A 25915-nucleotide genomic window follows, 5' to 3' on the forward strand; every position below is an offset into this window, starting at 1 on the left:
GCCCGGCGGTCCGGGTGGTCCGGTGGGGCCCGGCGGTCCGGGTGGTCCGGTGGGGCCCGGCGGTCCGGGTGGTCCGGTGGGGCCCGGCGGTCCGGAAGGGCACGTGTGTCCACACTTGCCGTCCCAGTATCCGCGGTCCCAGTCTCCCTGCTCCCAGCCCCACTCCTCGTCCGGGTAGGCGGTCATGTTCGTGTTCGTGCCGCTGCCCCAGACGTGGCCGAAGGCGGGGGCGGTCAGGCCGATGAAGGCGAACGTCAGCGGTGCCATGACGCCGATGGCCACCCACCGTTTGCGACCAGCCAGCGGGCCTGGCCCCAGCCCCTGGTAGCGATGGCGATTCATGATCCTCCAAGCACTCTGAGCGATTCCGAAATGACCTCCTATCTTTGGTGTACGACGGTATGTCGTTATGATCGTGTTTCGCGAAACTTATCCGCTTTATCCATCTTTGGAGTGTGGCGCGTGGGTGCTGCTGCAGAGAATCTTGATGTCTTCGACCGGGGCATCGTGCTTGAGCTCCGCCCTGGCCGGCTGCCCTTCACGGGCTCCGAGTGGCGCGAGGCAGGTGGCAGCTCAGCTCACCGCCAGGCGTGAACACGCTCCCTACGGATCGCCGTTAATGATGGTCTGGGTCGGGCTGGGCACCCCTAGATGGGGCCGGATGGTGGCTGCGTTGGGCTCCGACGCGGAGTCGGGCGTTCACCCGCCAACTCGGCTGTCACTTCGGCTCGTGCTGGCGGATGCGTGGCTACAAAGAGGCCAGTAGGCTAACCGGAAATGAGTAACACCTTTCGATCAGGTGGCAATTCCTCCGCTCCGGGAGGTGGGTCTGGCTATTTGCAACATCGTGACCAGCGTGAATCTAAGGTGAATCCTGGTGTTAGTCATGAGTTCATTGGGGTGAGTGTTGACTGCCTTGCCCGGATGGACAGATGATTCGTCCACGGAGCTTGCGGGGTAGTTAATGGCCGATGTGTTGATCCACCCCGCAGTGCTGCTGTTTTAGGGCCGGATTCCAGGCGGGAAACTGCTGTCCTGAAACCGGTCGAGGTCGTACGGGTGGAGGAAAGCGTTGCGCGGGTCTGGTCGCTTATTGGTGCGTCGTGTGTCGCTCGTTTTTGTGGCGACTGGTTTTGCGGCGGCGACGCTGTCTACCGTCGAGCCTGCGCTGGCAGCCGACCGCACGGTGGCCACCCCGTCAGAGGGTGCGATTCAGGTAGTCATACCCCCGATCACGCCAGCGGCTGAGGCGGCGGCTACCGCGGATGAAGGAGCTGCGCCAGCCGGGGGACTGGGCCTACTACGTCTTCAAAGCGTCGAAGAACAGGGATACCGGGGAATCGAATCAGTGCACAGGTGGTCGGGGGGATTACGGCAACGCGATCATGGGTTGGGTGCCGGGCTCCAGTTGGGAAGGGTTTGACGGTTCAGGTTGGGTGTACGACGCCCAGGACGATATCCATTGGGAGAAGCGGGTTGCGGCTTGTGTCCACGTGCGGAACAACTACCTTGCGTGTGCTACACATCTCGCCCATCGCCTCGAAACCGGCGCTGCATTCGAACAGTGTAAGGAGCTGATGAATGAGGCGGTTCCCTACTACAGGTCAAAGTGGGGATTCTCGGGTCCAACGGTGCTCACCGGCGACCTCAACATGAGGTACGAGGGCACCGGAAGTGATGTGCAGAAGTGCGTGCCCAGGGGTTACACCCGAAAGGGAAACGGCGATGTGCAGCATGTCATCTTCTTGGACCACGTGAGTTTCGAAGGTAGCGCCTCAGAACCGATGGAGTACACGGATCACCACGCTTGGTGGGTGGGGTTGGGCACCAACTGATGTCGTTGGGGCGGTGGATGGCCTTGTTGGGCCATCCACCGCCCGTCCGTGTGGTGCGGCTTCGTCGTGGCGACCGAGGCGGCTCGGCTGTCGACGGAGCCGCTCGACGCGTCAGACGTTCGGCGGTAGCGCCGTCCGGTCCGGGAAGTTGCCGTACAGCCGATCGTCGGCACCGCCGACAGTGACTGCCTGGACCAGCAGGTCGCCGCCGACGAAAGCCCCCTTCCAGGAGGCGCCCCGCCCACCGAACGGCTCCCGGCGGTCGCCCCGGGAGCGGGGCTTGTTGATGCCGACCTTGAACGCCTGCACGTCCATGGCGAGCTTCGCCGCCTCGTCCTCGTCGTCGCAGGCGAGGGAGGCGACCAGCGCGCCGTTGGAGGCGTTCATCGCGGCGAGCAGCTCGTCGGTGGTGTCCACCACCACGATAGTGTCGACCGGACCGAACGGCTCGGCGTGCATCAGCCGAGATCGACCGGGCGGGGCGAGTAGCGCCGACGGCGCCACGTAGGCGGAGGTGTCCTGCCCGTCGAGGAACGGCGCCCCGTCGAGCCGGCCCCGGTGCAGCGGGACCGCCCCGCCCCGGACCGCCTCGTCGACCTTGCGGCGGAGTTCGTCGGCCTTGGCAGCGCTGATCAGGGGCCCGAAGTCCAGCTCGGGGAAGGGGTCGCCGGCGGACCATCCGTCGTCGACCGCCAGCGGGTGTCCGAACCGTACGGACCGGACCACCGGCAGGTACATGTCGAGGAACTGGTCAACCAGGTTCCGTTGTACGACGAAGCGTGGGTAGGCGGTGCAGCGTTGCTTGCCGTACTCGAAGCCCTTCTTCAGGTGCCCGGCGAGCTGATCCCACCGGGAGAAGTTCCAGATCCCCCAGGCGTTGAGCCCTTCCTGCTCGATGAAGTGCCGCTTGTCGGTGTCCAGCAGCGCTGCCGCCACCTTTCCGCCGTTGGAGCGCCCGCCGACGAACGCCACCGCGCCGACCTCCGGGGCGCGGACCAGCACCTCGGAGAGCTCCTCGCCGCTGCCGGAGATCAGCGTGGCCGGCAGGCCAGCCCGGCGCAGCAACGCGTGCGCGACGGTGAGGCAGACCGCACCCCCCTGCGACGGGGTCTTGGCGATTACGGCGTTTCCGGCTAGGAGCTGCACCAGCTCGGCGTGGACCAGGACGCTCATCGGGTAGTTCCACGAGGCGATGTTGCTCACCGGCCCGGGAAGTGGTTCCCGGCCGTCCGCGAGCATTCGGTCGATCTCCTCGACGTACCACCGGACGCCGTCGAGCGCCCGGTCAACGTCGGCGCCGGCGAGCCGCCACGGCTTGCCGATCTCCCAGACGAGCAGGAGGGCGAGAAGGTCACGGTGGGCGGTCAGGGCGTCGAGGGCCGCGGTGACCCGCGCCTTCCGTTCGGCGAGGGGGGTGTCGGCCCAGTCCCGGTGGGCGGCGGCGGCGTGGGCGACCGCGGCCCGGGCGGTCGTCGCGTCCAGCCGGGGGAGGTGGACCAGGGTGGTGTTGTCGACCGGCGTGCGTACGGTGGCCGGGGCGCCGACCGCTCGCCAGTCGCCCTCGATCAGGTTGTGCAGCGTTCGGATGCCGTCGGTCGGTGCGGAGAAGGCTTCGGGGGCGGCGGCCACCGCACGGTCGAGGACCTCGGACCAGGCGGTCCCGTCGGCGAGTCGTAGAGCCATCGCGATCTCCTCAGGGTTGTCCGGGGAGCGGCGGCGTCGATGGCACCGCTGGTGTGGCGTACTGTCGCCCGCCGTGAGCGGGGGCGGCAACAGTACGTTCGTATGTCAGGACGGTGGGCTACCTCCGGTCCGCTTATTCAGCGTTTGTGGAGTCGCCCTGTCCTCGTCCTGAACTGGCCGAACACACCAGATTCGATCGAAGATCTTGAATGTTGTGAGGAATCTCCGGGTGCGGAGCTGGTCCCGTGTCTCGCCGTTTACAACGCGGGCTAGGCCCGTGTCTCGCCGTGCTCGACACAGACCGCCGCCCAGCCGACCGGCAGCACCTGCACTTTCATCCGTCGCCGGCAGTGCTGGCAGTAGCGGGGTGGCTCCAGCTGCCGGGCGGCCCGGCAGGCGGTGTGGTCCCCCTCCTCGCCGGCCGGCGTGCCGCACCGGTCGCACCAGGAGGCGGCGGTCCCCGCCGGTTCGCCGACCCGCGTCGACATGCCAAGCGGGGCCGGACCCGTCGTGTCGCTGCTCATCCCAGCCGGCTCACAGCGTCGCGGAGAGCGCCTTGACCGGCATCTTCAGGTCCTGGAGAAGCTCCAGGTCCGTCGTGGCCGGGCGACCCAGCGTGGTCAGGTAGTTGCCGACGATCACCGCGTTGATGCCGCCGAGCAGGCCGCTGCGGGTACCCAGATCGCCGAGCGTGAGCTCGCGGCCACCGGCGTACCGGAGGATCGTGCGGGGCATGGCGAGCCGGAACGCGGCGATGGCGCGCAGCGCGTCCTTCCCCTCGACCACCGAGCGGTCACCGAGCGGGGTGCCGGGCCGGGGGTTGAGGAAGTTCAGCGGAACCTCGTGCGGGTCCAGCTCGGCGAGCTGGGCGGCGAACTCGGCGCGCTGCTCGACGCTCTCCCCGAGGCCGAGGATGCCACCGCAGCACACCTCCATGCCGGACTCGCGGACCATCCGCAGCGTCTCCCAGCGTTCCTCCCAGGAGTGGGTGGTGACCACGTTCGGGAAGTACGAGCGGCAGGTCTCCAGATTGTGGTTGTAGCGGTGTACGCCCATCTCGACCAGCTCGTCAACCTGCTCCTGGGTGAGCATGCCGACCGAGGCCGCCACCTGGATGTCGACCTCAGCCCGGATCGCGGCGACGCCCTCCCGTAGCTGCCGCATCAGCCGGTCGTCCGGGCCGCGCACGGCGGCCACGATGCAGAACTCGGTCGCGCCGGTCTTCGCGGTCTGCTTTGCGGCCTCCACAAGCGACGGAATGTCCAGCCACACCGCGCGGACCGGCGAGGTGAACAGGCCGGACTGCGAGCAGAAGTGACAGTCTTCCGGGCAGCCGCCGGTCTTCAGCGAGACGATTCCCTCGACCTCGACCTCCGGCCCACACCAGCGCATCCGTACCTCGTGCGCGAGCTGGAGAGCGGCGGGCAGGTGCTCGTCGGGGAGGTTCAGCACGGCGAGGACGCCGGCCTCGTCGAGGCCGACGCCGTTCTCCAGTACCTGGGTGCGGGCCTGGTCGAGGATCTCTGGCATGGCCGTACCCTACAAGGCCGCCACGTCGGGAAGAGTCGGCCGGGGCGACCCGCGTCACCACCAGTGGGACCGAAGCGCGGCGCGCCGGGGCGTCGCGCGGCACGCCGAAGCGGCGTCCGGCCAGGTGGTACGTTCGCCCCGGCGGAGGCGCCCGGCGAGCGGGAGCCGGGGAAGGAGCGGCGGTGTCGGACTGGCTTGCGGCACTGGACCGCCGAGCCGAGCTGCGCGCCAAGGCGGGGCTGACCCGTACCCTCCGCCCTCGAGCCGCCGCCGACGACATCGTTGACCTGGCCGGCAACGACTACCTCGGCCTGTCGAGACACCCCGCGGTGACCGCGGCAGCCACCGCGGCACTCGACGAGTATGGGTTGGGCGCCACCGGGTCCCGGCTGGTGCGTGGTTCCACCGCACCGCACCACGCCCTCGAAGAAGATCTCGCCGGTTGGCTCGGGGCCGAACGCGCCCTGCTCTTCTCCTCCGGCTACCTGGCCAACGTCGGCGCGGTCCGGGGTCTGGTGCGGCCGCGGACGCTTTTGGTCTCCGACGCGCACAACCACGCGTCGCTGATCGACGGGTGCCGGATTTCCGGTGCCGAGACCATGGTGACCCCGCACGCCGACGTGGACGCGGTCCGGGCCGCGCTTGCCGCCGCGCCGGGTCGCCCGGCAGTGGTGGTAACCGAGTCGGTGTTCTCGGTTGACGGGGACCTGGCTCCCCTCGCCGAGCTGCACGCGGTCGCCCGGGAGCACGACGCGTTGCTGCTGGTTGACGACGCCCACGGGCTCGGCGTGGTCGGGCCCGGTGGCGCCGGGGGAGCGACCGCGGCCGGTCTGGCCGGTGAGCCCGACGTGATCGTCACCGCGACCCTCTCCAAGGCGTTGGGCGGAGCCGGTGGGGTGGTCGCCGCTCCGGCGGAGTTCGTCCGGCACCTGGTCGAGACCGGCCGGACGTTCATCTTCGACACCGCTCCGCCGCCGGCGGTGGCGGCCGGGGTACGGGCCGCAGTGGGGCTCGCCTGGAGGGGCGAGCAGCTGCGGGCTGAGTTGGGTGACCGGGCCGCCTTCATGGTCCGGCGGTTGCGAGCCGCCGGCCTGACCGGCTCGGCGCCGAAGGGCGCGGTCGTGTCGGTGACCGCACCCGGACCCGAGGCGGCCACCGCCTGGGCCGCCGACTGCCGGGACCGGGGCGTCGCGGTCGGTTGCTTCCGTCCCCCCTCCACCCCGGACAGCCGCTCCCGGCTCCGGCTGACCGTCAACGTTGGTGTCCCTCGGGCGGACTTCGAGCGGGCCCTGGAGGTCATCGTGGAGTGCGCGCCGTGAGTGCGACACCGTGGCGGGGGCCGGTGCTGGTGACTGGTACCGACACCGGGGTCGGCAAGACCGTGGCGACCGCGGCGGTCACCGCGGCGGCGCAGGCCGCCGGGCTGCGGGTCGCGGTGGTCAAGCCAGGCCAGACCGGTACGGCCACCGGCGACCCGGTCGACATCGACGAAGTCACCCGACTCGCCGCACCGCTGACCGGGCGGACGCTGGCGAACTTCCCCGATCCGCTAGCCCCGCTGGCCGCGGCCCGGGTCGCCGAGTTGCCGCCACTGGAGCTGTACACGGCGGTTGACGCCGTCCGCGCGGAGACCGACAAGCATGACCTGGTCCTGGTCGAGGGGGCCGGCGGGCTGCTCGTGCCGATGGGGCTGCGCCCGTCGGGTGAGCCGTGGACGATGGCCGATCTCGCGGTCTCCCTCGGCTGCCCGGCTGTGGTGGTGGCGCGGGCCGGTCTGGGCACCCTCAACCACACCGCGCTCACCCTGGAGGCGTTGGAACGCCGGGCGGTGCCGGCGGGGGTACTGCTCGGTGCCTGGCCGGCCGAGCCGGAGCTGGTCCACTGGGCGAACCTGACCGACCTGGTGCCGTACCTGGTCGGGGCGTTGCCGGCCGGGGCTGGCACGATCGATCCGGGCGTGTTCCGGCGGTCCGCGCCGGGATGGCTCACCCCGGCGCTGTATGGGGTACTCGACGACTGGCGGGCCTGGGCCGAGGAGGTCCGCTGAGCCAGCTGGGCTGAGGAGGTCCGCTGAGCCAGGTGGTCAGCGGACCGTTGCGCCGGGTGGTCAGCGGCGGATCACGAAGGCGTCGGGCATCCGGAAGGTGAGGTTGTCCGGATACCACGGAGCACGCACCACGGTTACCCCGTCGAGCAGCGGGGTGGCCTGCTCGACCACCACCGCCGCCTCCATCCGGGCCAACTGGTCGCCGAGGCAACGGTGGGCGCCCGCCCCGAAGGCCAGATGCCGGCGCGACCCCCGTTGCCCGGGCCGGAACTCGTCGGGCGTCGGCACGATGGCCGGGTCACGGCCGGCCCGGGCCAGCCACAGCAGCACGCTGGTGCCCGCCGGCACCGCGATCCCGCCCAGCGTGCTGTCCACTGCGGCGACCCGACGCCAGGTGACGATCGGCGGCTCCAGCCGCAGCCCCTCCTCGACCACGTTCGTCACCGAGACGCTGCCGTCCCGCAGCGCGGCGCGAACCGTCGGCTCGCCGGCCAGCCGGTGTAGGAGCAGGGTGAGAAACTGCGACGTGGTCTCCTGGCCGGCTACCAGCAGGAAGAACAGCGCCCCGACGAGCACATCCGGCGGGTGCCCGGTGGCCCGCAGGGCGGCGGCCAGGCCACCGCCGGTATCCGCGAACTCCCGCAGCACCTGGTGGAACCGGCCGACCTCGTCGGCCAGGGCCAGCTGGCGGTCGGCGTCCAGCGGGGCCCAGAACAGCTCCAGCGCCGCGCGGGCGAACTGCTTCACCGCGGAGACCGGGGCATCGGGGAGTTCGACCAGGCGGGCCAGGACCAGCAGCGGCAGGTCGGCGCTGAGCTCGGCGTGCAGGTCGGCGGAGCCACCAGCGTCGAGGGTGGCGCGGATCGCGGCTACCCGCTCGGCCACCAGCCCGGTCAGCCAGGGCCGTTGGGCGGCGACCTTCGCCGGGTGTAGCGCGTCGGCGACTAGGGCGCGGATCGTCGGGTGGCTCACGCCACCGTTGTTGGCCAGGGTCGGGGGGAGGCGGAAGCGGTGTCCGGCGAGCACCCGCAGGGCGGCCACCGGGATCGGGGTGACAGCGTCCAGCGCATTGTCCGGACGATAGGTCACCTGGTCGGTGAGCACCTGTCGGACCAGCGCGTGCTCGGTCACCACCAGGTGTTCGGTGCCCTGCTGGTCAGCGACCCGGGTGACGGCCGGCCAGTGGGTGCCGGCGGTCTTCGTCCAGCTCCGGAACAGCACGGCGGACACGCTAGCGGGCCGTTCCGGGCAGCCCGGCCCGCAGCCGCCACACCGTGGCACGCTTCACGCGTACGCTCTCCAGCGTTTCGGGCACCGGCACCTCGTAGCTGGCCAGCGGGTCGAAGCGGTCGCGGGGCAGAAACGCGCGTTCCGGGTCGCCCACCAGCACCGTGGCCCCCGCGCGGGCGGCGGTGAGCAGGAAGCGGAGCATCCGCCTCGCCATCGCCGCGCTGTAGAACACATCTCCGGCGAGGACGACCTCGGCGTCGCCCGCGTCGCCGTCAAGGATGTCGGCCAGCTCGGCGTCGAGGCGTACCCCGTTGGCCTCGGCGTTGAGGGCGACGGCCGCGACGGCCAGCGGGTCGACCTCGACCGCGCGGACGGCGGCGGCGCCGGCGCGGGCCGCGGCGATGGCCACCAGGCCCGAGCCGGCGGCGAGGTCGAGCACTCGCCGACCGGCGACCAGGTCAGGATGATCGGTGACGTATCGGGCGAGGGCCTGCCCGCCGGCCCAGGCGAAGGCCCAGAAGGGCGGTGGTTGGTCACTGCGGAACTCACCCTCGGTCAGTTCCCAGAGCCCGACCGCGTCGTCGGCCTGGTGGAGTCGTACCTCGGGGACGAAGGCGACCGGCGCGAGACGCGCGTGCAGTCGGACGAAGGCGGTGGCGAGTTCGGACACCGAGTGATTCTCCCGCAGCCGGACCGACAGGGTTACGGCCCCGTCCGGCCCGCCGGGGCTACGGCCCGGTCCGGTCCGGCTCATCCTCCGCTGTGTCGACTCGGGTCCCGCGTCGACTCGGCCCGCGCTCAGTCCAGCTGCGCCGGGTCGAGCCCCAGCTCCCGGGCGGTCACCAGGCGTACCCACTCGGTGAACTGGCGTCGGGAGATCACCCGGTCGTGCACCGCGAGCTGAACGGCGAGACCGTCCATCACGGCGCTGATCCGCCAGGCGGCGCCAGCCGGGTCGGCGCACTCGAAGGTGTGGTCGGCTACCCCGGCTGCGATCACCGTCGCCAGGTCCTGCCGCCAGCGCAGGTCCAGCCGGCGGGAGGTCTTCTCCAACTCCGGGGTACGCAGCGACTCGGCCCAGCCGTCGATCCACATCGCCCATGACGTGGGGCGACCGGCGGGGGTGTAGAGCCGCACCAGTCGGCGGAGCTTGGCCAGCGGCGGGGCGCTGGAGCGCAGCACCGCGTCCAGTCGGGCCAGATCCTGCTCGACGGCGTACGCGAACGCCTCGGCGAGCAGCCGGTCCTTGGTGGCGAAATGGTAGAAGACCAGTGCCTGACTCACCCCGGCCGCCTGGGCCACGTCCGCGGTGCGGGTGTTCGCCAACCCGCGTTCCACGATTACGTCGCAGGCGGTGCGCAGCAGGGCATCCAGGCGGACCTCAGCCGCACGTCTCGTCACGACCGTTACCGTAGTGCACTCGAACGGGTACGAGCTGTTACCACCCACGGCGAAATCGACCTACTGCAGTCGGAAGTAGGACAGTTCTCTCGGGTGCTGCTCCACGTGGTTCTTCGGTGCCGCTCCATGTGGTTCTTCGGTGGTTCTGCCCGGTTCGGTTCAGGTGGGTCCTGGCCCTGGTTGAGGGGCGGCGGAGGCGCGCCGAGGGGGGGGGAGTTGGCAACTGCTCGCCGGCTCGGCTAAAGTTCTCATCCGTCACCGGGAAGCCGGGACGTGCGGACGTAGCGCAGCTGGTAGCGCATCACCTTGCCAAGGTGAGGGTCGCGGGTTCGAATCCCGTCGTCCGCTCGGAGATGCCGCCACGTTTGACCGGGGGCAACCCGGTGGGGTGGCCGAGAGGCGAGGCAACGGCCTGCAAAGCCGTGTACGCGGGTTCAAATCCCGTCCCCACCTCAGCATCATCGAGGGCGATTGGCGCAGTGGGAGCGCGCTTCCTTGACACGGAAGAGGTCACTGGTTCAAACCCAGTATCGCCCACCATGCGTCGCAGTGTGCGCACCATGTTTTGCTTGTTGGGGCTGGTCCGTAGAGGACCAGCCCTACTTCTGGCGGGGCAGCCAGTTTGGTGAGCGATGGCAGGATGCGCCTAGCTGAACAGCGCCGAAGCCAAGCACCTGGGAGCGCCAGTGCGTGAGGTTGTGTATCTGTCGACGGGCAAGCTAAATGAGTTCGTACCGGAGCCGCGCCGCGCGCTGCCCGCCGTGAAGTTTCACGCGGGCGGCTCCTTCGCCGGGGTTGACGTGCCGAGTCCTGGGCATGTCGTCAGTGTGCTGCTACCGGCGGCCGACGGTGACGTTGATTGCCTGGTGGCGAGCCCGCTAGTCGTGGAATACGTCAACTGGTCGGCTGGCGGCCAGCGTCGAGACAGATGACGTTGCCTGACGCGTTGACGATCGCGGTTCTGGGCGCCAACGTGTCGGTCCGGCGGGCCCGGGGGGTCCGGTCTCGGCGATCTTGCCGTCGGGTAGAGTAAGTCCCGTCGCCGACGCGGTTCGGTGGCACGCGGACGTAGCGCAGCTGGTAGCGCATCACCTTGCCAAGGTGAGGGTCGCGGGTTCGAATCCCGTCGTCCGCTCGTTCACCGCCAGCTTGGCTGGCCGGGTTGCGGTGATTCAGGGCGATTGGCGCAGTGGGAGCGCGCTTCCTTGACACGGAAGAGGTCACTGGTTCAAACCCAGTATCGCCCACCAGTGAATGTGTAGGAGCAGCTCAGTGAGGTGCTTCTGCGCGGGCCGGGAGTTACCGGACGATCGAGGGTTCTCCAAGTCCAGTCCAGCTGACGACGTCGTTCTGGACGCATCCAGCCTGTCGTCCGGGGTCTCCCATCGATAGATATTCGTTTATTTTTCGTGAGCTGCGGCAAGGGATGGTTCCGGCATTCTGGTCGACCTGGGTGCAGTGGGCGGGCGGGATGGCCTGCTCGCCGTGTCGGCTGTCGTGCCTGGCGGAAGCTGATCTGTTAATAGTCAGTTTTAAATTTTGCAATAAATCAGTTACTCCGCAGTAACTTATCTGGCCGCGGTCCGTAATCTCGCCGAAACGCCCGGTTGGGCAGCACCGGAAGACCTGCCAGTTACGGCCCGCCACAGCCAATCCGGCCATACCCCGGGCACCCGGGGGAGGCCACGGCGGATCGCCTTTCGGTGTTGCGCACACCGATCCGAGTTCTGCCCTGGAGGAACAATGTCTCTCCTGACCCGGCGGCGACGACCGCTGATGGCGAGCCGAGCGACCCGGCGACGATCCGTGGTGGCGACCGTCCTGCTGGCCGTGATCACCCTGCTGCTCAGCACGGCGGCACCCAGCGCGGCGGAGGAGCCCGACTGGTGGACGCCGACCGACCGGCCGGCACCCGACTCCGCGATCGGTGTGACCGGAGCGCCGTTCACCGGCACCGACGCCCAGGGTCAGGTGCGCGGTTTTGTGGACGCGCACAACCACATCATGTCCAACGAGGCCTTCGGTGGGCGGCTCCTCTGCGGCAAGCCCTTCTCCGACGCGGGCGTCGCCGACGCGCTGAAGGACTGCCCGGAGCACTACCCCGACGGCTCCCTGGCCCTGTTCGACTTCCTCACCAACGGTGGTGACGGCCGGCACGACCCCGACGGCTGGCCGACGTTCGCGGACTGGCCGGCCCACGACTCGCAGACCCACCAGCAGAACTACTACGCCTGGATCGAGCGGGCCTGGCGCGGTGGCCAGCGGGTCATGGTCAACCACCTGGTCACCAACGGGGTGATCTGCTCGGTCTACTTCTTCAAGGACCGAAGCTGCGACGAGATGACCTCGATTCGGCTTCAGGCCGCCAAGACATATGAGATGCAGGACTACATCGACCAGATGTACGGCGGGGCGGGCCAGGGATGGTTTCGCGTCGTCACCGACAGCGAACAGGCTCGCGAGGTCATCGAGCAGGGCAAGCTCGCCGTGGTCCTGGGAGTGGAGACCTCCGAGCCGTTCGGCTGTAAACAAATCCTGGACATCGCCCAGTGCGACGAGGAGGACATCGATCGCGGGCTCGACGAGCTGCACGATCTCGGCATACGCAGCATGTTCCTGTGCCACAAGTTCGACAACGCGCTCTGTGGTGTCCGATTCGACTCCGGGACCACCGGGATAGCCGTCAACGCCGGGCAGTTCCTGTCAACCGGGACCTTCTGGACGACGGAGAAGTGCCGGGGGCCGCAGCAGGACAACCCCATCGCCTTCGGAGACCTGGCCGGGCTGGGGGATCTGCTCCCGTCCGACGTCGAGATGCCGTCGTACTCGTCGGACGCGCGGTGCAACGTCCGCGGGTTGACCAGACTCGGCGAGTACGCCCTGCGGGGCATGATGGACCGCAACATGCTGGTGGAGATCGACCACATGAGTGTCAAGGCCACCGGCCGGGTCCTGGACGTCTTCGAGTCCGTGTCATACCCCGGTGTGGTCTCGTCGCACAGCTGGATGGACCTGCTCTGGAGCGAGCGGGTCTACCAACTCGGCGGGTTCATCACGCAGTACATGCACGGTGCCGAGCGGTTCATCGCGGACGCGGATCGGACGAAGGAACTGCGCGACAGCTACGACGTCGGGTACGGCTTCGGCACCGACATGAACGGCTTCGGCAGCTGGCCCGGTCCCCGGGGCGCGGACACCCCGAACCCGGTCCAGTATCCGTTCCAGTCCGCGGACGGCGGTGCCGTCCTCGACCGGCAGACCACCGGTGACCGGACCTGGGACATCAACGTTGACGGTGCCCCCCACTACGGGCTGGTGCCGGACTGGGTGGAGGAGATCCGGGTCCTGGGCGGCCAAGCGGTGGTGGACGACCTGCTGCGCGGCGCCGAGTCGTACCTTGGCATGTGGGGTGCCACGGAGGAGCACGCGCCCGGCGTCAACCTCGCCGCCGGGTCATCCGCCTCGGCCAGCTCGACCGCGTGGAAGCCGTTCACCACCTACGCCCCTCGTCGAGCCGTGGACGGTGACCCGACGACCCGTTGGGCGAGCTGGTGGAGTGACGACCAGTGGTTGCGGTTGGATCTCGGCTCGGCACAGCAGATTCGACGAGTCACCCTGGAGTGGGCGGGCGAGTACGCCAGGGCGTACCGGATCGAGGTGAGCGCCGACGGTAGCTCCTGGCAGACCGTCTCCTCCATATCGGATGGTGATGGTGGTCTGGACACGGCGATCTTTGACCCAACATCGGCTCGCTACGTCCGGATCCAGGGTCAGGAGCGCGGCACCGACTGGGGCTACTCGCTGAAGGAGGTCGGCGTCCACGCCACCTGACCTCGCGGTCCGCCGCGCCGGGTGCGCATCCTGACTATGAGGTCGTGCCGGGTGCGCGTCCCGGTCGCGGGCCGTGCCGGGTGCACGGCCCGCGACCGGTCTTCTGCCGTCAGCAGAACTGCTGGCGGCAGAACCCGGTAGGCGGAGCCTTCGCGGGCCGGCACGGTGGAGACATGAGACTGCTGGTGCTGGGTGGTACAGGATTTGTCGGCGGGGCGGTGGTCGGTGCGGCGCTGCGCCGGGAGTGGGAGGTGACGGTCTTCAACCGGGGGCGCCACGGGACGACGCCGACCGGTGTGCGGCGGCTACGGGGCGACCGGACCGCACCGGGCGGGCTGGCCGCGCTCGCCGGCCAGGAGTGGGATTTGGCCGTTGACACCTGGGACGGGGCGCCCCGGGCGGCCAGGGATTCGGCCCGGGCGCTGGCCGGGCAGGTCGGGCGCTACGGCTACGTCTCCAGCGGGTCGGTCTACGCCGAGCCGGTGGCGTTGGGGTCGGCGGAGGACGCTCCGGTGGTTGACGCCGCGCCCGACGCCGACGAGGCCGACTACGCGGCCAACAAGGCCGGCGCTGAGCGGGCCATCCGGGAGGTTTACGGCGAGCGGGCGCTGATCGCCCGGGCTGGCCTGATCCTCGGACCGGGTGAGGACATCGGTCGGTTGCCGTGGTGGCTGCAGCGGATCGCCCGCGGCGGTACCGTGCTGGCACCCGGCCCGGCCGACCTCGCCCTGCAGTACGTCGACGTCCGTGACCTGGCGGCGTTCCTGCTCGACCCGAAGGTGCCCGGTGGCACGTTCAACGTGGTCAGCCGTACCGGGCACGCGACGATGGGGGAGTTGCTCGGCGCCTGCGTGGCGGCGACCGGGGCTGATGCCCGACTGCGCTGGATCGAGCCGGAGCGGATTTTGGCGGCGGGCGTGGTGCCCTGGAACGACCTGCCGATCTGGGTTCCGGCCGGGCACCCGTACCGCTGGCTGCAGGAGCGCGACGTGTGGGCCGCGTACGCCGCCGGGCTGGTGTGCCGCCCGGTGGCCGACACCGTGGCCGACACCTGGTCCTGGCTGCAGGTGGTTGGCGTGGTGCCACCCCGCGCGGGCCGTCCGCAACGCGCCCCGGTGGGCCTGGAACCGGCCCGGGAGGCGGCGTTGCTGTCGGCTGGACGCTGACCGCGCGCGGCGGGCGGCCGGGCGGTCAGACCTGCGGAACGGTCAGGTCGAGCACCTCGTCAACGTTGCGGCGGGGGGTGGGCCAGCCGGGTTGGCCGTACCCGATCCGCATCACCATCTGCGGGGTGCCGTAGCGCCCCAGCGAGAGCCGAAGCTGCTCACGGGCGGTTGGTACCTCGATGGGTTGGGACAGCATCGACACGGAGAGCCCGGCGTCGGTGGCGGTGAGCAGCGTCCGTTGTAGGGCCTGGCCGGCGATGACCTGGTCAACGGCGGTGTTGCCGGGGCCGCCGAGTACGGCGACGAGGGGTTCCGGTTCGAAGTCGCGGCCGGGGGCGCGTTCCCGGCCGCCGAAGGCGCGCGCGGGTAGCAGGTCCTGTGGCTCGAACGGCGGGCCGCCGGCGGCCGCGGGCACCCCGTCGGGAGCCTCGTCGTAGTGGACCCACTTCTCCCGCTCGGTGCGGTAGGACGGGTTACGCTCCAACACCCGGTGGGCGCCCCGGGCGATCTCCGCGAACGCGTTCACCGCGCTCGTGCCGATCAATAGCTCCAGCCAGCACTCCTCGGCTCGGGCCGCCTCGGTGAGCCGCCATCGGGCGTCGGCGGGCACCGGGTCGGGCTGGAAGGGGGCGCGGTTGCTGAACCGGCGGGGGATCGCGGCGTGGAGGGCCTGCTCGGTCGGGGTGGGGCGGCGCGGTACGTCCGGGATCAGTCGGGCCACCACGTCGGGCTCGGCCGGGTACGGGCGCAGCCGTACGGCCGCTGGTATCTCGGCCGCGGCCAGGGCGAGCCGGAGGTTGAACAGCGCCGCCCCGGCGGCGATGCGGAGACCCCAGCCGTTCGGGTCGGTGGCGGGCAGCCGTCGGGACGGGTCAACCAGCACCTCGATCCCCCCGTCGCGCAAGCGGAACCGCCACGGCTGCGTGTTGTGCAGCGACGGGGCACGAATGGCGTCGGCCGCGGCGGCACGTAGCTGCGCTACGGTGTAGTAAGCGTCCATGGTGTCGCTCCCCTCCGTTGGCGCGCCACGTCTAGCTGCTTCGTCCACCGTCTCCCAGGCGGGGCCCGGGGGCCCAGGGCCGGATGTCCCATCCCTGCGGGACCGACTATCCTGCCCCGGACTTGGCGCTTCCCGGTATTTACGCAATCGGCCCGCAGTGTCCGTATTGTCCCTCTTGTCCGTTCTTGTGGAGTGGGAATCGCCGAGCGGGTGCCCGGCCGGGGCGGGTCGGGACCTTCGACCCCTGCAGAACAGCCGCCAGCAGGGTAGAAACGAGGGATGATCCGCGTGTACCTACTCGACGACCATGAAGTCGTCCGTCGTGGCCTTGCCGACCTGCTCACGGCCAGCGGTGACATTGAGGTCGTCGGCGAGTCAGGCCTGGCGCAGGAGGCGGCCCGCCGCATCCCGGCGCTCCGGCCCGACGTGGCGATCCTCGACGCGCGGCTGCCCGACGGCAACGGCATCGACGTGTGCCGGGACATCCGGGCCCTGGACTCGTCGATCAAGGGCTTGATTCTCACCTCGTACGAGGACGACGAGGCGCTCTTCGCGGCGATCATGGCCGGCGCGGCCGGCTACGTGCTCAAGCAGATCCGCGGCACCGATCTGGTGGACGCGGTCCGGCGGGTGGCCGCCGGGCAGTCGCTGCTCGACCCCGCGATCACCACCCGGGTGCTGGAGCGGATCCGCAGCGGCGTCGAGCAGCCCCGGGAGCTGAAGTCCCTGACCGAGCAGGAACGGCGGATCCTGGAGTACGTGGCCGAGGGGCTCACCAACCGGGAGATCGCCGGCAAGATGTTCCTCGCCGAGAAGACCGTGAAGAACTACGTCTCCAGCATGCTGGCGAAGCTCGGCCTGGAGCGGCGGACACAGGCAGCCGTACTCGCCACCCGCCTGCTGGGCAAGACCCACTGACCCGGCGGGTGGTGCCGGTGCCGCTGGCGGCTCAGCTGTCCAGCGGCACGGACCAGTGCAGCCGGGTGCCGTGCGGGTGCTCCGGTCGCACCTCGAAGACACCGCCGTGGCGCTCGGCACGTTCGCGCAGGTTGACCAGCCCGCCCCGGGCGGCGGCCGGATCGCAGCCGACCCCGTCGTCGGTGACGGTCACCGAAACCTGACCGGCCGCCACCCGGACGGTGACCGCGACGCGCTGGGCCCGGGCGTGGCGCACCGCGTTCGACAGCGCCTCCCGCAGTACGGCCGTGAGATCGGGACGCAGCTCGTCCGAGACGGCGCTGTCGATCGGGCCGGCCAACTCCAGCGCGGGCCGGAAGCCCAGCGACCCGGCGGCGTCCTCGACCGCCTCCCGGATCTCCGAGCGCAGCTGCGCGGTCATCGGCGTGCGCAGCTCAAAGATTGTGCGACGGATATCCTTGATCGTGGCGTCCAGGTCGTCCACCGCCGCGTTGATCCGGTTGGCGAGTTCGGGGCGGGTGCTCATCGGCACCGCGCTCTGCAACTGCAGGCCGGTGGCGAACAACCGCTGAATCACCACGTCGTGCAGGTCCCGGGCGATCCGCTCGCGGTCCTCCAGGACCACCAGCAGTTCCCGCTCCTCCTGGCCCCGGGCCCGCTCCATGGCCAGCGCGGCCTGCGCGGCGAAGCTGCCGAGCAGCGCCAGGTCGTCCTCGCTGGTCTCGTCGTGGTCCGCGCTGTACGCCACCACCAGCACGCCGTGCAGGGTGTCCGCGGTCGCCAGTGGGGAGAGCACCGCCGCCCCGGTGTCCAACAGCGCCGGCCAGGGCGCGGCGTGGGCGAGGTCCGCCACCCGGTCGTGCCGGCCGTGGGTGACGGCGGTGCCGAAGCTGGTGTCGGCGGCCGGTAGGACGGTGCCGACCAGGGCAGCGGCCTGCTCGCCCGCGCCGTCAACCACGTCCACGGTGAAGGTGTCCGCACCGGGGTCGTAGAGCAGCACCAGCGCCAGCTCCGCCTCGGCCACCTCCCGGGCGCGCCGCGCCACCAGCGACAACGCGTCGGTACGGCGGACCTCGCCGAGCAGTAGTGTGGTGATCTCGGCGGCGGCGGCCAGCCACCGCTCCCGCCGGTGCGCCAGCTCGTAGAGGCGGGCGTTCTCGATCGCCACCCCGGCCGCGGCGGCCAGCGCCACCACGATCTCCTCGTCGTCCTCGGTGAACTCGGCTGCGTCCCGCTTCTCGGCCAGGTAGAGGTTGCCGAAGACCTGATCCCGGATCCGCACCGGGACCCCGAGGAAGCTGCGCATCGGTGGGTGGTGCGGCGGGAAACCGTACGAGGCGGGGTGCTTGGTGATGTCGGGCATCCGCACCGGGCGCGGATCGTCGATCAGCAGGCCGAGGACGCCGCGGCCGTGCGGCAGGTCACCGATTTTGGCGCGCTGGTCGTCGTCGATACCGTGGGTGACGAAGTCGTGCAGCGTCCGGTCTCGGCCGAGGACGCCGAGCGCGCCGTAGCGGGCCCCGGCCAGCTCGGAGGCCGCCTCGACGATGCGTTGCAGCGTGCTGCGCAGGTCGAGGTCGGTGCTGATGCCGACCACCGCGTCGAGCAGGGCCCGTAGCCGTTCCCGGCTGGTGACCACCTGGCTGACCCGCTCCAGCATCTCCTGCAGCAGCTCGTCCAGGTGGACCCGGGACAACGGGGTCAATCCGAGCGAAGGGGTGGCGTGTGGTTCGTGTTCGGGACTGGGTGTCACCGGCCGATGCTAACGCCGCCGACCAGGGACGTGACACGCCCGTCAGGTTTCGCGGGCCGCTGTGGTGTCCACCACCTGCTCCACCGGGAGCCGCGGCGTGTGCGGCGGGCCGGCGTGCGTCGGATCCGCACGGCCCAGGCGCAGCACCAGATACGGGTGTCCCATACCAGCCAGTACTCCGCGCAACTCCGCACGGGTGCCCGGCACCTCGATCACCCCGCTCAACGGCACCACCGAGACGCCCAGCCGGGTCGCCGTGAGCCAACCCGCCGACAGCGCCTCACCGGCCCGTAACCAGGTGCTGGGCTCGTCCTCATCGCCGTAGAGCAGCGCGTACGCGGCCGCCTGGTCATGACCGGGCCCCACCGGCAGCGTGCCGGCCCGGCCGAAGTCCCGGCCGGGCACGGTGGTCTGTGGGGGCGACTCCGGCAACACCGCCGCCGGCAGACCGACATTGTCGGCCCGGCTGGTCCAGTAGGCCAGCTCCGCGCGCAGCCGAGGATCCTCCGACTCTACGCTGTCGGCCTGAGACGCGGCGGTCGCCAGCTGTAACACCTGGTCCCGGTCGAGTTGCTGGAGCCGGACCCCCTCGACGGCGGCCGCCTCGGTGATCTCGGTAAGGGCCGAGTCGGTGATCGGTTCGTCACCGACCGGTCGGCGGTCGGTGTGCCGGATTCGCATGCACTGCACCAGGTGCATCGCCTCGGGGTCCGTCCCCACCCGGGTCAGGCTGGTGAGCCGGGCCAGCAGGTCCGCATCATCCGGGTTCGGGGTCCGCTCCACCTCATCCGGGTCGGGGATCCGCTCCACCACCGCCTGCCACCCCTCGGCGGCCAACGTGACCCGGGCGTGGTGCAGTGCGGCGCCGCAGCTCAGGACGAGCAGCCGCCCCTCCGGGTCGGTGGCGGTGAGCTGCCGGTCGCGGACCACACGCAGCTCCAGCGCGTCGGGCAGGACCCGCCACCGCCACGGTTGGGTGTTGTGCACCGAGGGGGCGCGACCGGCGGTCGCGGCGGCCTGCGCGAGCGCGGTGGTCAGCGCGTGGTCCGTCTGGCTCATGCTCTCGACCCTTCCCTCGAACACATCGTGCCGCACCCGGAGGGCACCCGGGTGCGGTTGCCGATCCATCCTGCGACATTCGTCCGCCGATCACATAGGGCGCAGGTCCCGTCGCCGCCGGACCATTCGACCCGGTGGGTTCGGTGATGCACCGCTCACCTCGGCCGGCCTGCTGGGACAACTTTCGACCCGGTGGGTTTCTGCGATGCACCGCCCACTCCGGTCGACCCGCTGGGACGATTTCGGTGATGGCGGCGGAGCCGGAGTGCGTGCCCGAGCAGCCGGCGCGGTCCGGGCCGGGCGGCTGGCTGCTCTGGGCGCCGCTGGTCGGGCTGACCGCGCTGGTGCTCGCTGGCGTGGTGGCGCGGCTCGCCGGCCGGTCCGGCCTCGCTGACCTGCTCTGGGCCGCCGCCACCGTGGCTGCGCTGGTGCCGGCCGCCGGGTCGATGCTGCGCGAGCTCTGGCACCGGCGGTACGGCGTCGACGTCATCGCCGTCCTCGCGCTGGCGGGCGCGCTCGTCGTGGCGGAGTACCTGGCCGGGGCGGTGATCGCGGTGATGGTGGCCACCGGCCGGACGCTGGAGGCGTACGCCCAGGGCCGGGCGACCCGCGACCTCCGTGCGCTGCTCGCGCACGCCCCGCGTACCGCGCGCCGGCGCGCCGCGGACGGGACGATCGAGGTGGTTTCGGCAGACCAGGTTGTCGCCGACGACGAACTGCTGGTCGGCCCCGGCGACGTGGTGCCGGTCGACGGGCAGCTCGCGGCGGCTGCCACGCTCGACGAGTCGGTGGTGACCGGAGAGTCACGGCTGGCCCAACGTGCCGCGGGGGACCGGGTGGGCAGCGGCGTGGTGAACGCCGGCGCCGCCTTCGGGCTGCGGGCGACCGCGGACGCGGCGTCCAGCACGTACGCCGGGATCGTGCGGCTGGCCCGGGAGGCCACCGCGCAGAAGGCGCCGACGGTCCGGCTGGCCGACCGGTACGCCGTCGCCTTCGTTCCGTTCACCCTGCTGCTCGCTGGGCTGGGCTGGCTGGTCTCCGGCGACCTGGTCCGGGCGGTGGCGGTCCTGGTGGTGGCTACGCCCTGCCCACTGCTGCTGGCCACCCCGATCGCCATCGTCTCCGGCCTGTCCCGTACCGCCCGGCGCGGTGTCCTGGTCCGCGACGGCGGCTCCCTCGAACGGCTCGGCCGGGCCCGCACCCTGCTGGTGGACAAGACCGGAACCCTGACCGCCGGCCGGCCCCAGGTGGCCGAGACGGTGCCGGCCCCGGGGACCACGGCCGACGAGGTGCTGCGCCTCGCCGCCTCCGTGGAGCAGCTCTCCCCACACGTGTTGGCCACCGCCCTGGTGGAGGGGGCGCGGGAGCGAGAGCTCGGCCTCGCCGAGCCGGAGGGGGTCACCGAGGAGCCGGGCCGGGGCGTACGCGGGCGGGTGGAGGGCCGTGACCTATGGGTGGGGCAGCTCGACAGCACGCCGCCAGAGTGGGCGTCCTCGGCCCGGGACCGCGCCGAGGAGGCTGGGCACTCGCTGGTGTGGGTCGGTGCGGCAGACGGGCCGCTCGGCGTGATCCTGCTGGCAGACCCGGTCCGATCCGATGCGTCGCGTACCGTCGGCCGGCTGCGGGCGGCGGGGCTGCGTCGGATCGTCATGGTCACCGGTGACCGCCCGGCCACCGCTAGTCGGGTGGCCCGAGAGGTCGGGGTGGACGACGTCCTTGCCCGCTGCGCACCGGCCGAGAAGGCGGATCGGGTCCGCGCCGAGGTGGACCGGGCGGTCACGGTGATGGTCGGCGACGGGGTGAACGACGCCCCCGCCCTGGCCACCGCGGATGTCGGCGTGGCGATGGGCGCCACCGGGGCCACCGCGTCGGCGGATGTCGCCGACGCGGTGCTCACCGTTGACCGGCTGGAGCGCCTGGCCGACGCCGTGGAGATCGCCCGGTACGCGCGCCGCATCGCCGTGCAGAGCGCAACGGTGGGCATGGGGCTCGCCGTGCTGGCCATGTTCGTCGCCGCCCTCGGACGGCTGCCGCCGGTGGCCGGTGCCTTCCTTCAGGAGGGCATCGACGTGCTGGTGATCCTCAACGCGTTGCGTGCCCTGCTCGGCCCAGCCACCCTGCGGCGGTGACGTACCTCACCGTTCGCGGACCACGGCGACCGGGGAGTGCGCGTGGTGCAGCAGCTGTTGGCTGACCGAGCCGAGCAGCATCCCGGCCAGGCCGCCGCGGCCTCGGCTGCCGACCACGACCAGTTGGGCGTTGCGGCTGGCCGTCACGAGCAACTCGGCCGGGTTGCCCTCGGCCACCTCCACCGTGATCTGGAGATCCGGGAACGCTCGCCGCCACCGGGCCAGTGACTCCTCCAACTCGGCGCGGGCCGCCCCGGCATCCGCTCGGGCATCCGGGGCGGACGGCGGACGCTGAACCGGCGACGAACGCCACGCGCGCAGCACGTGCAGCGTTACCTTCCGGGCGGCGGCCTGCTCGACGGCGAAGCCCAGGGCAAGCAGCGACTGCTCCGAGCCGTCCACCCCGGCCGCGACGTGCCCGGTCCGCTCCCGGCGGTCGGCGTCCCCCCGGACCACCACCACCGGGCAGTGGGCGTGCGCGGCCACCGATCCCGCCGTCGAGCCGACCAGCAGGCCGGCAAAGCCGCCGAGCCCGCGCGAACCGAGTACCAGCAGGCCGGCCCGCGCCGAGAGCTCCTGGAGCACCAGCGCGGGCGGCCCCTCGTACAGCTCACCGGTGACGGTCAGCTCCGGGCTGGTCGCCTCCGCGGCGGCCTGCTGCACCAGCTCCTCCGCCTGCCGTCGAGCGGTGTCGTCGGGCCAGATGCTGGGCCCCCCACCAGGGCCGGTCCACCCGGCCATGGTGAGCCACTCGAAGACGTACGCCAGGTGCACCGACCGCCCACTCCGGCCGGCCTCGGCCAGCGCCCACCCCCTGGCCCGGACCGCGTCCGGCGAGCCGTCGTAGCCGACCAGGATCTCGGTTCCGTTCACTGCTACTCGCTCGGGTCGGCGTCAGTCTCGCGGACCCACCGCCACTGCGCCACCCGCGGGTCGTCGGCGCCGTGCCGGCGGGTGTAGTCCCGGCACGACTGGCGGGCGTCCACCATCTCCTGCCGCAGGTGCGCGGCCCGCGCGCCGAGCCCGGGTACCCGGTCGATCACATCGATGACCAGATGGAACCGGTCCAGGTCGTTGAGCATCACCATGTCGAATGGGGTGGTGGTGGTGCCCTCCTCCTTGTAGCCGCGAACGTGCAGGTTGGAGTGGTTGGTCCGTCGGTAGGTCAGCCGGTGGATGAGCCACGGGTAGCCGTGGTACGCGAAGATGATCGGCTTGTCGGTGGTGAAGATGGTGTCGAACTCCGAGTCCGGCAGCCCGTGCGGGTGTTCGCTCGACGGTTGCAGGCGCATCAGGTCAACCACGTTGACCACCCGGACCTTCAGCTCGGGCAGGTGCCGGTGCAGCAGGTCGACCGCCGCGAGGGTTTCCAGCGTCGGTACGTCTCCGGCGCAGGCGAGCACGACGTCCGGCTCCGTACCGTCGTCGTTGCTGGCCCAGTCCCAGATGCCGAGCCCGCGCCGGCAGTGCAGGATCGCCTCGTCCATCGACAGCCAGCTCGGTTGGGGTTGCTTCCCCGCGACGACCACGTTGATGTAGTGCCGGCTGCGCAGGCAGTGGCTCATCGTGGAGAGCAGGGTGTTCCCGTCCGGTGGCAGGTAGACCCGGACCACCTCGGCCTTCTTGTTCACGACATGGTCGATGAAGCCCGGGTCCTGGTGCGAGAAGCCGTTGTGGTCCTGCCGCCAGACGTGGCTGGAGAGCAGGTAGTTCAGCGAGGCCACCGGCTGTCGCCAGGGGATGTCCCGGGTCACCTTCAGCCACTTGGCGTGCTGATTGACCATCGAGTCGACGATATGGATGAATGCTTCGTAGCTGGTGAAGAGGCCGTGCCGGCCGGTCAGCAGGTAGCCCTCCAGCCAACCCTGGCAGAGGTGCTCGGAGAGCACCTCCATGACCCGACCGTCGGGGGAGAGGTTCTCGTCCCCGGGGACGGTGGCCGCCACCCAGGCCCGGTCGGTGACCTCGAAGGCGGCGCCGAGCCGGTTGGAGGCGACCTCGTCCGGGCCGAAGAGCCGGAATGTCTCCGGGTTCGCCGCGATGATGTCGCGGATCCAGCTGCCGAGCGCGCCGGTTGCGCTGGTGGCCGGTGTACCGGGGCGCGGCACGTCGACGGCGTAGTCGCGGAAGTCGGGCAGGACCAGATCACGCAGCACCTGCCCGCCGTTGGCGACCGGGTTGGCGCTCATCCGGCGGTCGCCCTTCGGCGGCAGGTCCAACAGCTCGGCCACCGGTGCCCCGGTCGCGTCGAAGAGCTCCTCCGGGCGGTAGCTGCGAAGCCAGCGCTCCAACTCGGCCAGGTGCTGCGGGTCCTGGCGTACCTGCGACAGCGGCACCTGGTGGGCGCGGTGGGTGCCCTCGACCCGATTGTCGTCAACCTCGCGCGGGCCGGTCCAGCCCTTCGGCGTACGGAGCACGATCATCGGCCAGCGCGGGCGCTCCACCTTGCCACCGGAGCGGGCCCGCTGTTGGATGGCGGCGATCTCGTCCAGCGCCCGGTCCATGGTCGAGGCGAGTGCCTGGTGCACCGTGGCCGGATCGTCCCCGGCAACCAGGTACGGCTCGTGGCCGTACCCGCGCATCAGATCCAGCAGGTCGGACTCGGGGAGCCGGTCCAACACCGTCGGGTTGGCGATCTTGTAGCCGTTGAGATGCAGGATGGGCAGCACCGCGCCGTCGCGGGCCGGGTTCAGGAAGACGTTCGACAGCCAGCTACCGGCCAGCGGCCCGGTCTCGGCCTCGCCGTCGCCGATTACGCACGCGACCAGCAGGTCCGGGTTGTCGAACGCGGCACCGTAGGCGTGGCTGAGCGCGTACCCGAGCTCACCTCCCTCGTGAATCGATCCCGGCACCTCCGCGGCTACGTGGCTGGGAATGCCACCGGGGAAGGAGAACTGGCAGAAGAGCTGGGCCATGCCGGCCTCGTCCTGGCAGGTGCCGTGGTAGAGCTCGCTCCAGGTGCCCTCCAGCCAGGTGTTCGCCACGATCGCGGGACCGCCGTGGCCGGGACCGGTGATGTAGATGGCGTTCAGGTCGCGGGCGACGATGACCCGGTTGAGGTGCGCGTAGAGCAGGTTCAGGCCGGGGCTGGTGCCCCAGTGCCCGAGCAGGCGCGGCTTGACGTGTTCCACGGTGAGCGGCTCGCGCAGCAGCGGGTTGCTCCGGAGGTAGATCTGCCCGACCGTGAGGTAGTTCGCCGCCCGCCAGTACGCGTCCAGCCGGCGTAGTTCTTCTTCAGTCAGGGGATTGTGCTGGGCGGTTGCGATGTTCATGCTTACCTAAGCCTCTCGGTCGGGTGTGGCGCATCCGGGGCGTTGTGGTTAGCCTCGCCGACGGCTACTGCCGGGTTAAGAGGCGTTGGTCCCGGGTCTCACGGACTCTCCGCCGGGGCGAGTCCTCGCACCACAACCATGGGCGTGGGCGAGTGGTAGAGCACGGCCTGGCAGGCTGAGCCGATCATTCCCCGGCCGGGCTGCTGGCCGCGCGCCGCCACCACCACCAGCTGCGCGGATTGGGACTGCTCCACCAGGACATCGCCCGGAGCGCCCCGGATGGTGTGACACTCCACCGGCACGCCCGGTTCCGGGCCGCCGACCTGTGCTACCACCTCGGCGAGGATCTCCGGTGCGTCGTCGTGGCCCCGCTCAACCACCCGGACGGCGACCAGGCGGCCGGCCCGGCGGACGGCGCAGTCAAACGCCCACTTCAGGGCCTGGCGGGAGCCGACCGAGCCGTCCACTCCCACCAGCACCGGCCCCTTCGCTGGGGTGTCCTGGCGGGCCACCAGCACTGGGCAGCCGGCCCGGGCGACGACCTGCACCACCGGCGTGTCGGCGGGGATGGAGCAGCCGGGTTCTCGCGTGCTCATGCCGCTGTCGCCGACGGCGATCAGGAAGGCCGTCTCCGATTTGCGAATCAGCGTCTCCACGGTAGAGCCCTCGGTGATGTCTTGGCGCACCGACAGTGTCTCGTCGATCTCCTGGGCGACCTTGGCAGCGCGGTCGAGGAGTTCCGCTGCCGCGTCGTGCGTACCGGCGATCGATGGTGCCTTGAAGGCGGCTCCCCAGTCGAAGGTGTGGATCAGCCGGAGGGGATGCCCGAACGCGGCGGCCTCCCGTGCGGCGAGGTCGACCAGCGGTAGGTCCTGCTCCGAGCCGACGGCGGCGAGCACTGGCGCATCACTGGCTGCCGCCATGTCGGCATCACCTCCGCAGGCACCCGCTCGGCCTTTTGCCCCGAGGCTAGTCCGGGCGGTGCGGCGCTGGGGCGGGATCGGCGCAGCACGCGCCGCGATCCACCGGTGGCTAGTTACCGACGGTGTTAGCGTCAATGC

20 protein-coding genes, 5 tRNA genes and 1 pseudogene are annotated in these 25915 nt (G+C 70.9%); 13 read left to right on the top strand and 13 right to left on the bottom strand.

What is annotated here, in order from left to right; translation table 11 throughout:
• A pseudogene (locus K228_RS29180) lies at positions 1-342 on the bottom strand (hypothetical protein); the annotation flags it as partial.
• 923 nt (positions 343-1265) lie between these two features.
• Here K228_RS29180 and K228_RS28830 point away from each other — a divergent pair.
• A complete protein-coding gene (locus K228_RS28830; RefSeq protein WP_188116202.1) occupies positions 1266-1835 on the top strand; it encodes a hypothetical protein in 570 nt (189 codons plus the stop codon).
• Positions 1836-1946: 111 nt separating this feature from the next.
• On the opposite strand, the gene K228_RS0113230 is transcribed toward K228_RS28830, so the two are convergent.
• The 3 genes from K228_RS0113230 to bioB form a co-directional block, all read right to left on the bottom strand.
• Entirely contained in the window at positions 1947-3518 is a 1572-nt protein-coding gene (locus K228_RS0113230; protein WP_025618875.1) for an aldehyde dehydrogenase family protein, read from the bottom strand.
• Positions 3519-3787: 269 nt separating this feature from the next.
• Entirely contained in the window at positions 3788-4042 is a 255-nt protein-coding gene (gene bsaP / locus K228_RS0113235; RefSeq protein ID WP_025618876.1) for a biotin synthase auxiliary protein BsaP, read from the bottom strand.
• Between the two features lie 10 nt (positions 4043-4052).
• Positions 4053-5048 (bottom strand): biotin synthase BioB, encoded by a 996-nt coding sequence (gene bioB / locus K228_RS0113240; protein WP_018819116.1) that lies wholly within the window; start codon positions 5046-5048, stop codon positions 4053-4055.
• Between the two features lie 182 nt (positions 5049-5230).
• Between bioB and K228_RS0113245 the strand changes: the two genes are divergently transcribed.
• Both K228_RS0113245 and bioD read left to right on the top strand, forming a co-directional pair.
• Positions 5231-6367 carry an 8-amino-7-oxononanoate synthase gene (locus K228_RS0113245; protein WP_025618877.1) on the top strand — a complete coding sequence of 379 codons (1137 nt, stop codon included), beginning with the start codon at positions 5231-5233 and terminating at the stop codon, positions 6365-6367.
• Positions 6355-7095 (top strand): dethiobiotin synthase, encoded by a 741-nt coding sequence (gene bioD, locus K228_RS0113250; RefSeq protein ID WP_025618878.1) that lies wholly within the window; start codon positions 6355-6357, stop codon positions 7093-7095. Before K228_RS0113245 ends, bioD begins: the two co-directional genes overlap by 13 nt.
• 60 nt (positions 7096-7155) lie before the next feature.
• On the opposite strand, the gene K228_RS0113255 is transcribed toward bioD, so the two are convergent.
• The 3 genes from K228_RS0113255 to K228_RS0113265 form a co-directional block, all read right to left on the bottom strand.
• Complete coding sequence (locus tag K228_RS0113255; RefSeq protein ID WP_025618879.1) at positions 7156-8325, bottom strand: cytochrome P450; 1170 nt, start codon at positions 8323-8325, stop codon at positions 7156-7158.
• Between the two features lies 1 nt (position 8326).
• Positions 8327-8995, bottom strand: a complete 669-nt coding sequence (locus K228_RS0113260; protein ID WP_025618880.1) for a class I SAM-dependent methyltransferase — start codon at positions 8993-8995, stop codon at positions 8327-8329.
• Positions 8996-9123: 128 nt separating this feature from the next.
• On the bottom strand, positions 9124-9726 hold the full coding sequence (locus K228_RS0113265) for a TetR/AcrR family transcriptional regulator (RefSeq protein WP_025618881.1): 603 nt from the start codon (positions 9724-9726) through the stop codon (positions 9124-9126).
• Positions 9727-10001: 275 nt separating this feature from the next.
• On the opposite strand from K228_RS0113265, the gene K228_RS0113270 reads away from it, so the two are divergent.
• The 8 genes from K228_RS0113270 (at position 10002) to K228_RS0113305 (ending at position 14723) form a co-directional block, all read left to right on the top strand.
• Positions 10002-10074 (top strand) — tRNA-Gly (locus K228_RS0113270).
• 34 nt (positions 10075-10108) lie between these two features.
• Positions 10109-10179: transfer RNA gene (locus K228_RS0113275), tRNA-Cys, on the top strand.
• 12 nt (positions 10180-10191) lie between these two features.
• Positions 10192-10266, top strand: a tRNA-Val gene (locus K228_RS0113280).
• Positions 10267-10412: 146 nt separating this feature from the next.
• The gene (locus tag K228_RS0113285; protein ID WP_025618882.1) at positions 10413-10658 is read left to right on the top strand and encodes a hypothetical protein; all 246 of its coding nucleotides are present in this window, start codon (positions 10413-10415) and stop codon (positions 10656-10658) included.
• A 130-nt stretch (positions 10659-10788) separates the two neighbouring features.
• Positions 10789-10861, top strand: a tRNA-Gly gene (locus tag K228_RS0113290).
• Between the two features lie 40 nt (positions 10862-10901).
• Positions 10902-10976: transfer RNA gene (locus K228_RS0113295), tRNA-Val, on the top strand.
• A gap of 526 nt (positions 10977-11502) precedes the next feature.
• The gene (locus tag K228_RS0113300; RefSeq protein ID WP_025618883.1) at positions 11503-13557 is read left to right on the top strand and encodes a discoidin domain-containing protein; all 2055 of its coding nucleotides are present in this window, start codon (positions 11503-11505) and stop codon (positions 13555-13557) included.
• A 173-nt stretch (positions 13558-13730) separates the two neighbouring features.
• The gene (locus tag K228_RS0113305) at positions 13731-14723 is read left to right on the top strand and encodes an NAD-dependent epimerase/dehydratase family protein (protein ID WP_025618884.1); all 993 of its coding nucleotides are present in this window, start codon (positions 13731-13733) and stop codon (positions 14721-14723) included.
• 25 nt (positions 14724-14748) lie between these two features.
• On the opposite strand, the gene K228_RS0113310 is transcribed toward K228_RS0113305, so the two are convergent.
• Positions 14749-15723, bottom strand: a complete 975-nt coding sequence (locus K228_RS0113310; protein WP_025618885.1) for an Acg family FMN-binding oxidoreductase — start codon at positions 15721-15723, stop codon at positions 14749-14751.
• Between the two features lie 279 nt (positions 15724-16002).
• On the opposite strand from K228_RS0113310, the gene K228_RS0113315 reads away from it, so the two are divergent.
• Positions 16003-16641, top strand: coding sequence for a response regulator (locus tag K228_RS0113315; protein ID WP_018253417.1), 639 nt, complete (start codon positions 16003-16005; stop codon positions 16639-16641).
• Positions 16642-16672: 31 nt separating this feature from the next.
• Here K228_RS0113315 and K228_RS0113320 read toward each other — a convergent pair whose 3' ends face one another.
• A complete protein-coding gene (locus K228_RS0113320; protein WP_025618886.1) occupies positions 16673-18394 on the bottom strand; it encodes a sensor histidine kinase in 1722 nt (573 codons plus the stop codon).
• Positions 18395-18436: 42 nt separating this feature from the next.
• Complete coding sequence (locus K228_RS0113325) at positions 18437-19453, bottom strand: Acg family FMN-binding oxidoreductase (protein ID WP_425414519.1); 1017 nt, start codon at positions 19451-19453, stop codon at positions 18437-18439.
• Between the two features lie 248 nt (positions 19454-19701).
• On the opposite strand from K228_RS0113325, the gene K228_RS0113330 reads away from it, so the two are divergent.
• Positions 19702-21582 (top strand): heavy metal translocating P-type ATPase, encoded by a 1881-nt coding sequence (locus K228_RS0113330; RefSeq protein WP_025618888.1) that lies wholly within the window; start codon positions 19702-19704, stop codon positions 21580-21582.
• Between the two features lie 6 nt (positions 21583-21588).
• On the opposite strand, the gene K228_RS0113335 is transcribed toward K228_RS0113330, so the two are convergent.
• From K228_RS0113335 to K228_RS0113345, 3 genes are all read right to left on the bottom strand, one after another.
• Positions 21589-22455 carry a universal stress protein gene (locus K228_RS0113335; protein ID WP_025618889.1) on the bottom strand — a complete coding sequence of 289 codons (867 nt, stop codon included), beginning with the start codon at positions 22453-22455 and terminating at the stop codon, positions 21589-21591.
• Positions 22456-22457: 2 nt separating this feature from the next.
• Positions 22458-24854 carry a phosphoketolase family protein gene (locus tag K228_RS0113340; RefSeq protein ID WP_029723558.1) on the bottom strand — a complete coding sequence of 799 codons (2397 nt, stop codon included), beginning with the start codon at positions 24852-24854 and terminating at the stop codon, positions 22458-22460.
• 98 nt (positions 24855-24952) lie between these two features.
• Positions 24953-25777, bottom strand: a complete 825-nt coding sequence (locus K228_RS0113345) for a universal stress protein (protein WP_025618890.1) — start codon at positions 25775-25777, stop codon at positions 24953-24955.
• Positions 25778-25915 lie beyond the last annotated feature (138 nt).

The organism is Salinispora cortesiana (assembly GCF_000484695.1).
GTDB lineage: Bacteria > Actinomycetota > Actinomycetes > Mycobacteriales > Micromonosporaceae > Micromonospora > Micromonospora cortesiana.

Excerpts from the sequence above, each read along its gene's own strand:
- K228_RS0113230 (WP_025618875.1), bottom strand. The coding sequence starts at position 3,518 with ATGGCTCTACGACTCGCCGACGGGACCGCCTGGTCCGAGGTCCTCGAC.
- K228_RS0113340 (WP_029723558.1), bottom strand. The coding sequence starts at position 24,854 with ATGAACATCGCAACCGCCCAGCACAATCCCCTGACTGAAGAAGAACTA.
- bioB (WP_018819116.1), bottom strand. The coding sequence starts at position 5,048 with ATGCCAGAGATCCTCGACCAGGCCCGCACCCAGGTACTGGAGAACGGC.
- K228_RS0113305 (WP_025618884.1), top strand. The coding sequence starts at position 13,731 with ATGAGACTGCTGGTGCTGGGTGGTACAGGATTTGTCGGCGGGGCGGTG.
- K228_RS0113315 (WP_018253417.1), top strand. The coding sequence starts at position 16,003 with ATGATCCGCGTGTACCTACTCGACGACCATGAAGTCGTCCGTCGTGGC.
- K228_RS28830 (WP_188116202.1), top strand. The coding sequence starts at position 1,266 with ATGAAGGAGCTGCGCCAGCCGGGGGACTGGGCCTACTACGTCTTCAAA.
- K228_RS0113325 (WP_425414519.1), bottom strand. The coding sequence starts at position 19,453 with ATGAGCCAGACGGACCACGCGCTGACCACCGCGCTCGCGCAGGCCGCC.
- K228_RS0113300 (WP_025618883.1), top strand. The coding sequence starts at position 11,503 with ATGGCGAGCCGAGCGACCCGGCGACGATCCGTGGTGGCGACCGTCCTG.
- K228_RS0113310 (WP_025618885.1), bottom strand. The coding sequence starts at position 15,723 with ATGGACGCTTACTACACCGTAGCGCAGCTACGTGCCGCCGCGGCCGAC.
- K228_RS0113345 (WP_025618890.1), bottom strand. The coding sequence starts at position 25,777 with ATGGCGGCAGCCAGTGATGCGCCAGTGCTCGCCGCCGTCGGCTCGGAG.
- K228_RS0113330 (WP_025618888.1), top strand. The coding sequence starts at position 19,702 with ATGGCGGCGGAGCCGGAGTGCGTGCCCGAGCAGCCGGCGCGGTCCGGG.
- bsaP (WP_025618876.1), bottom strand. The coding sequence starts at position 4,042 with ATGAGCAGCGACACGACGGGTCCGGCCCCGCTTGGCATGTCGACGCGG.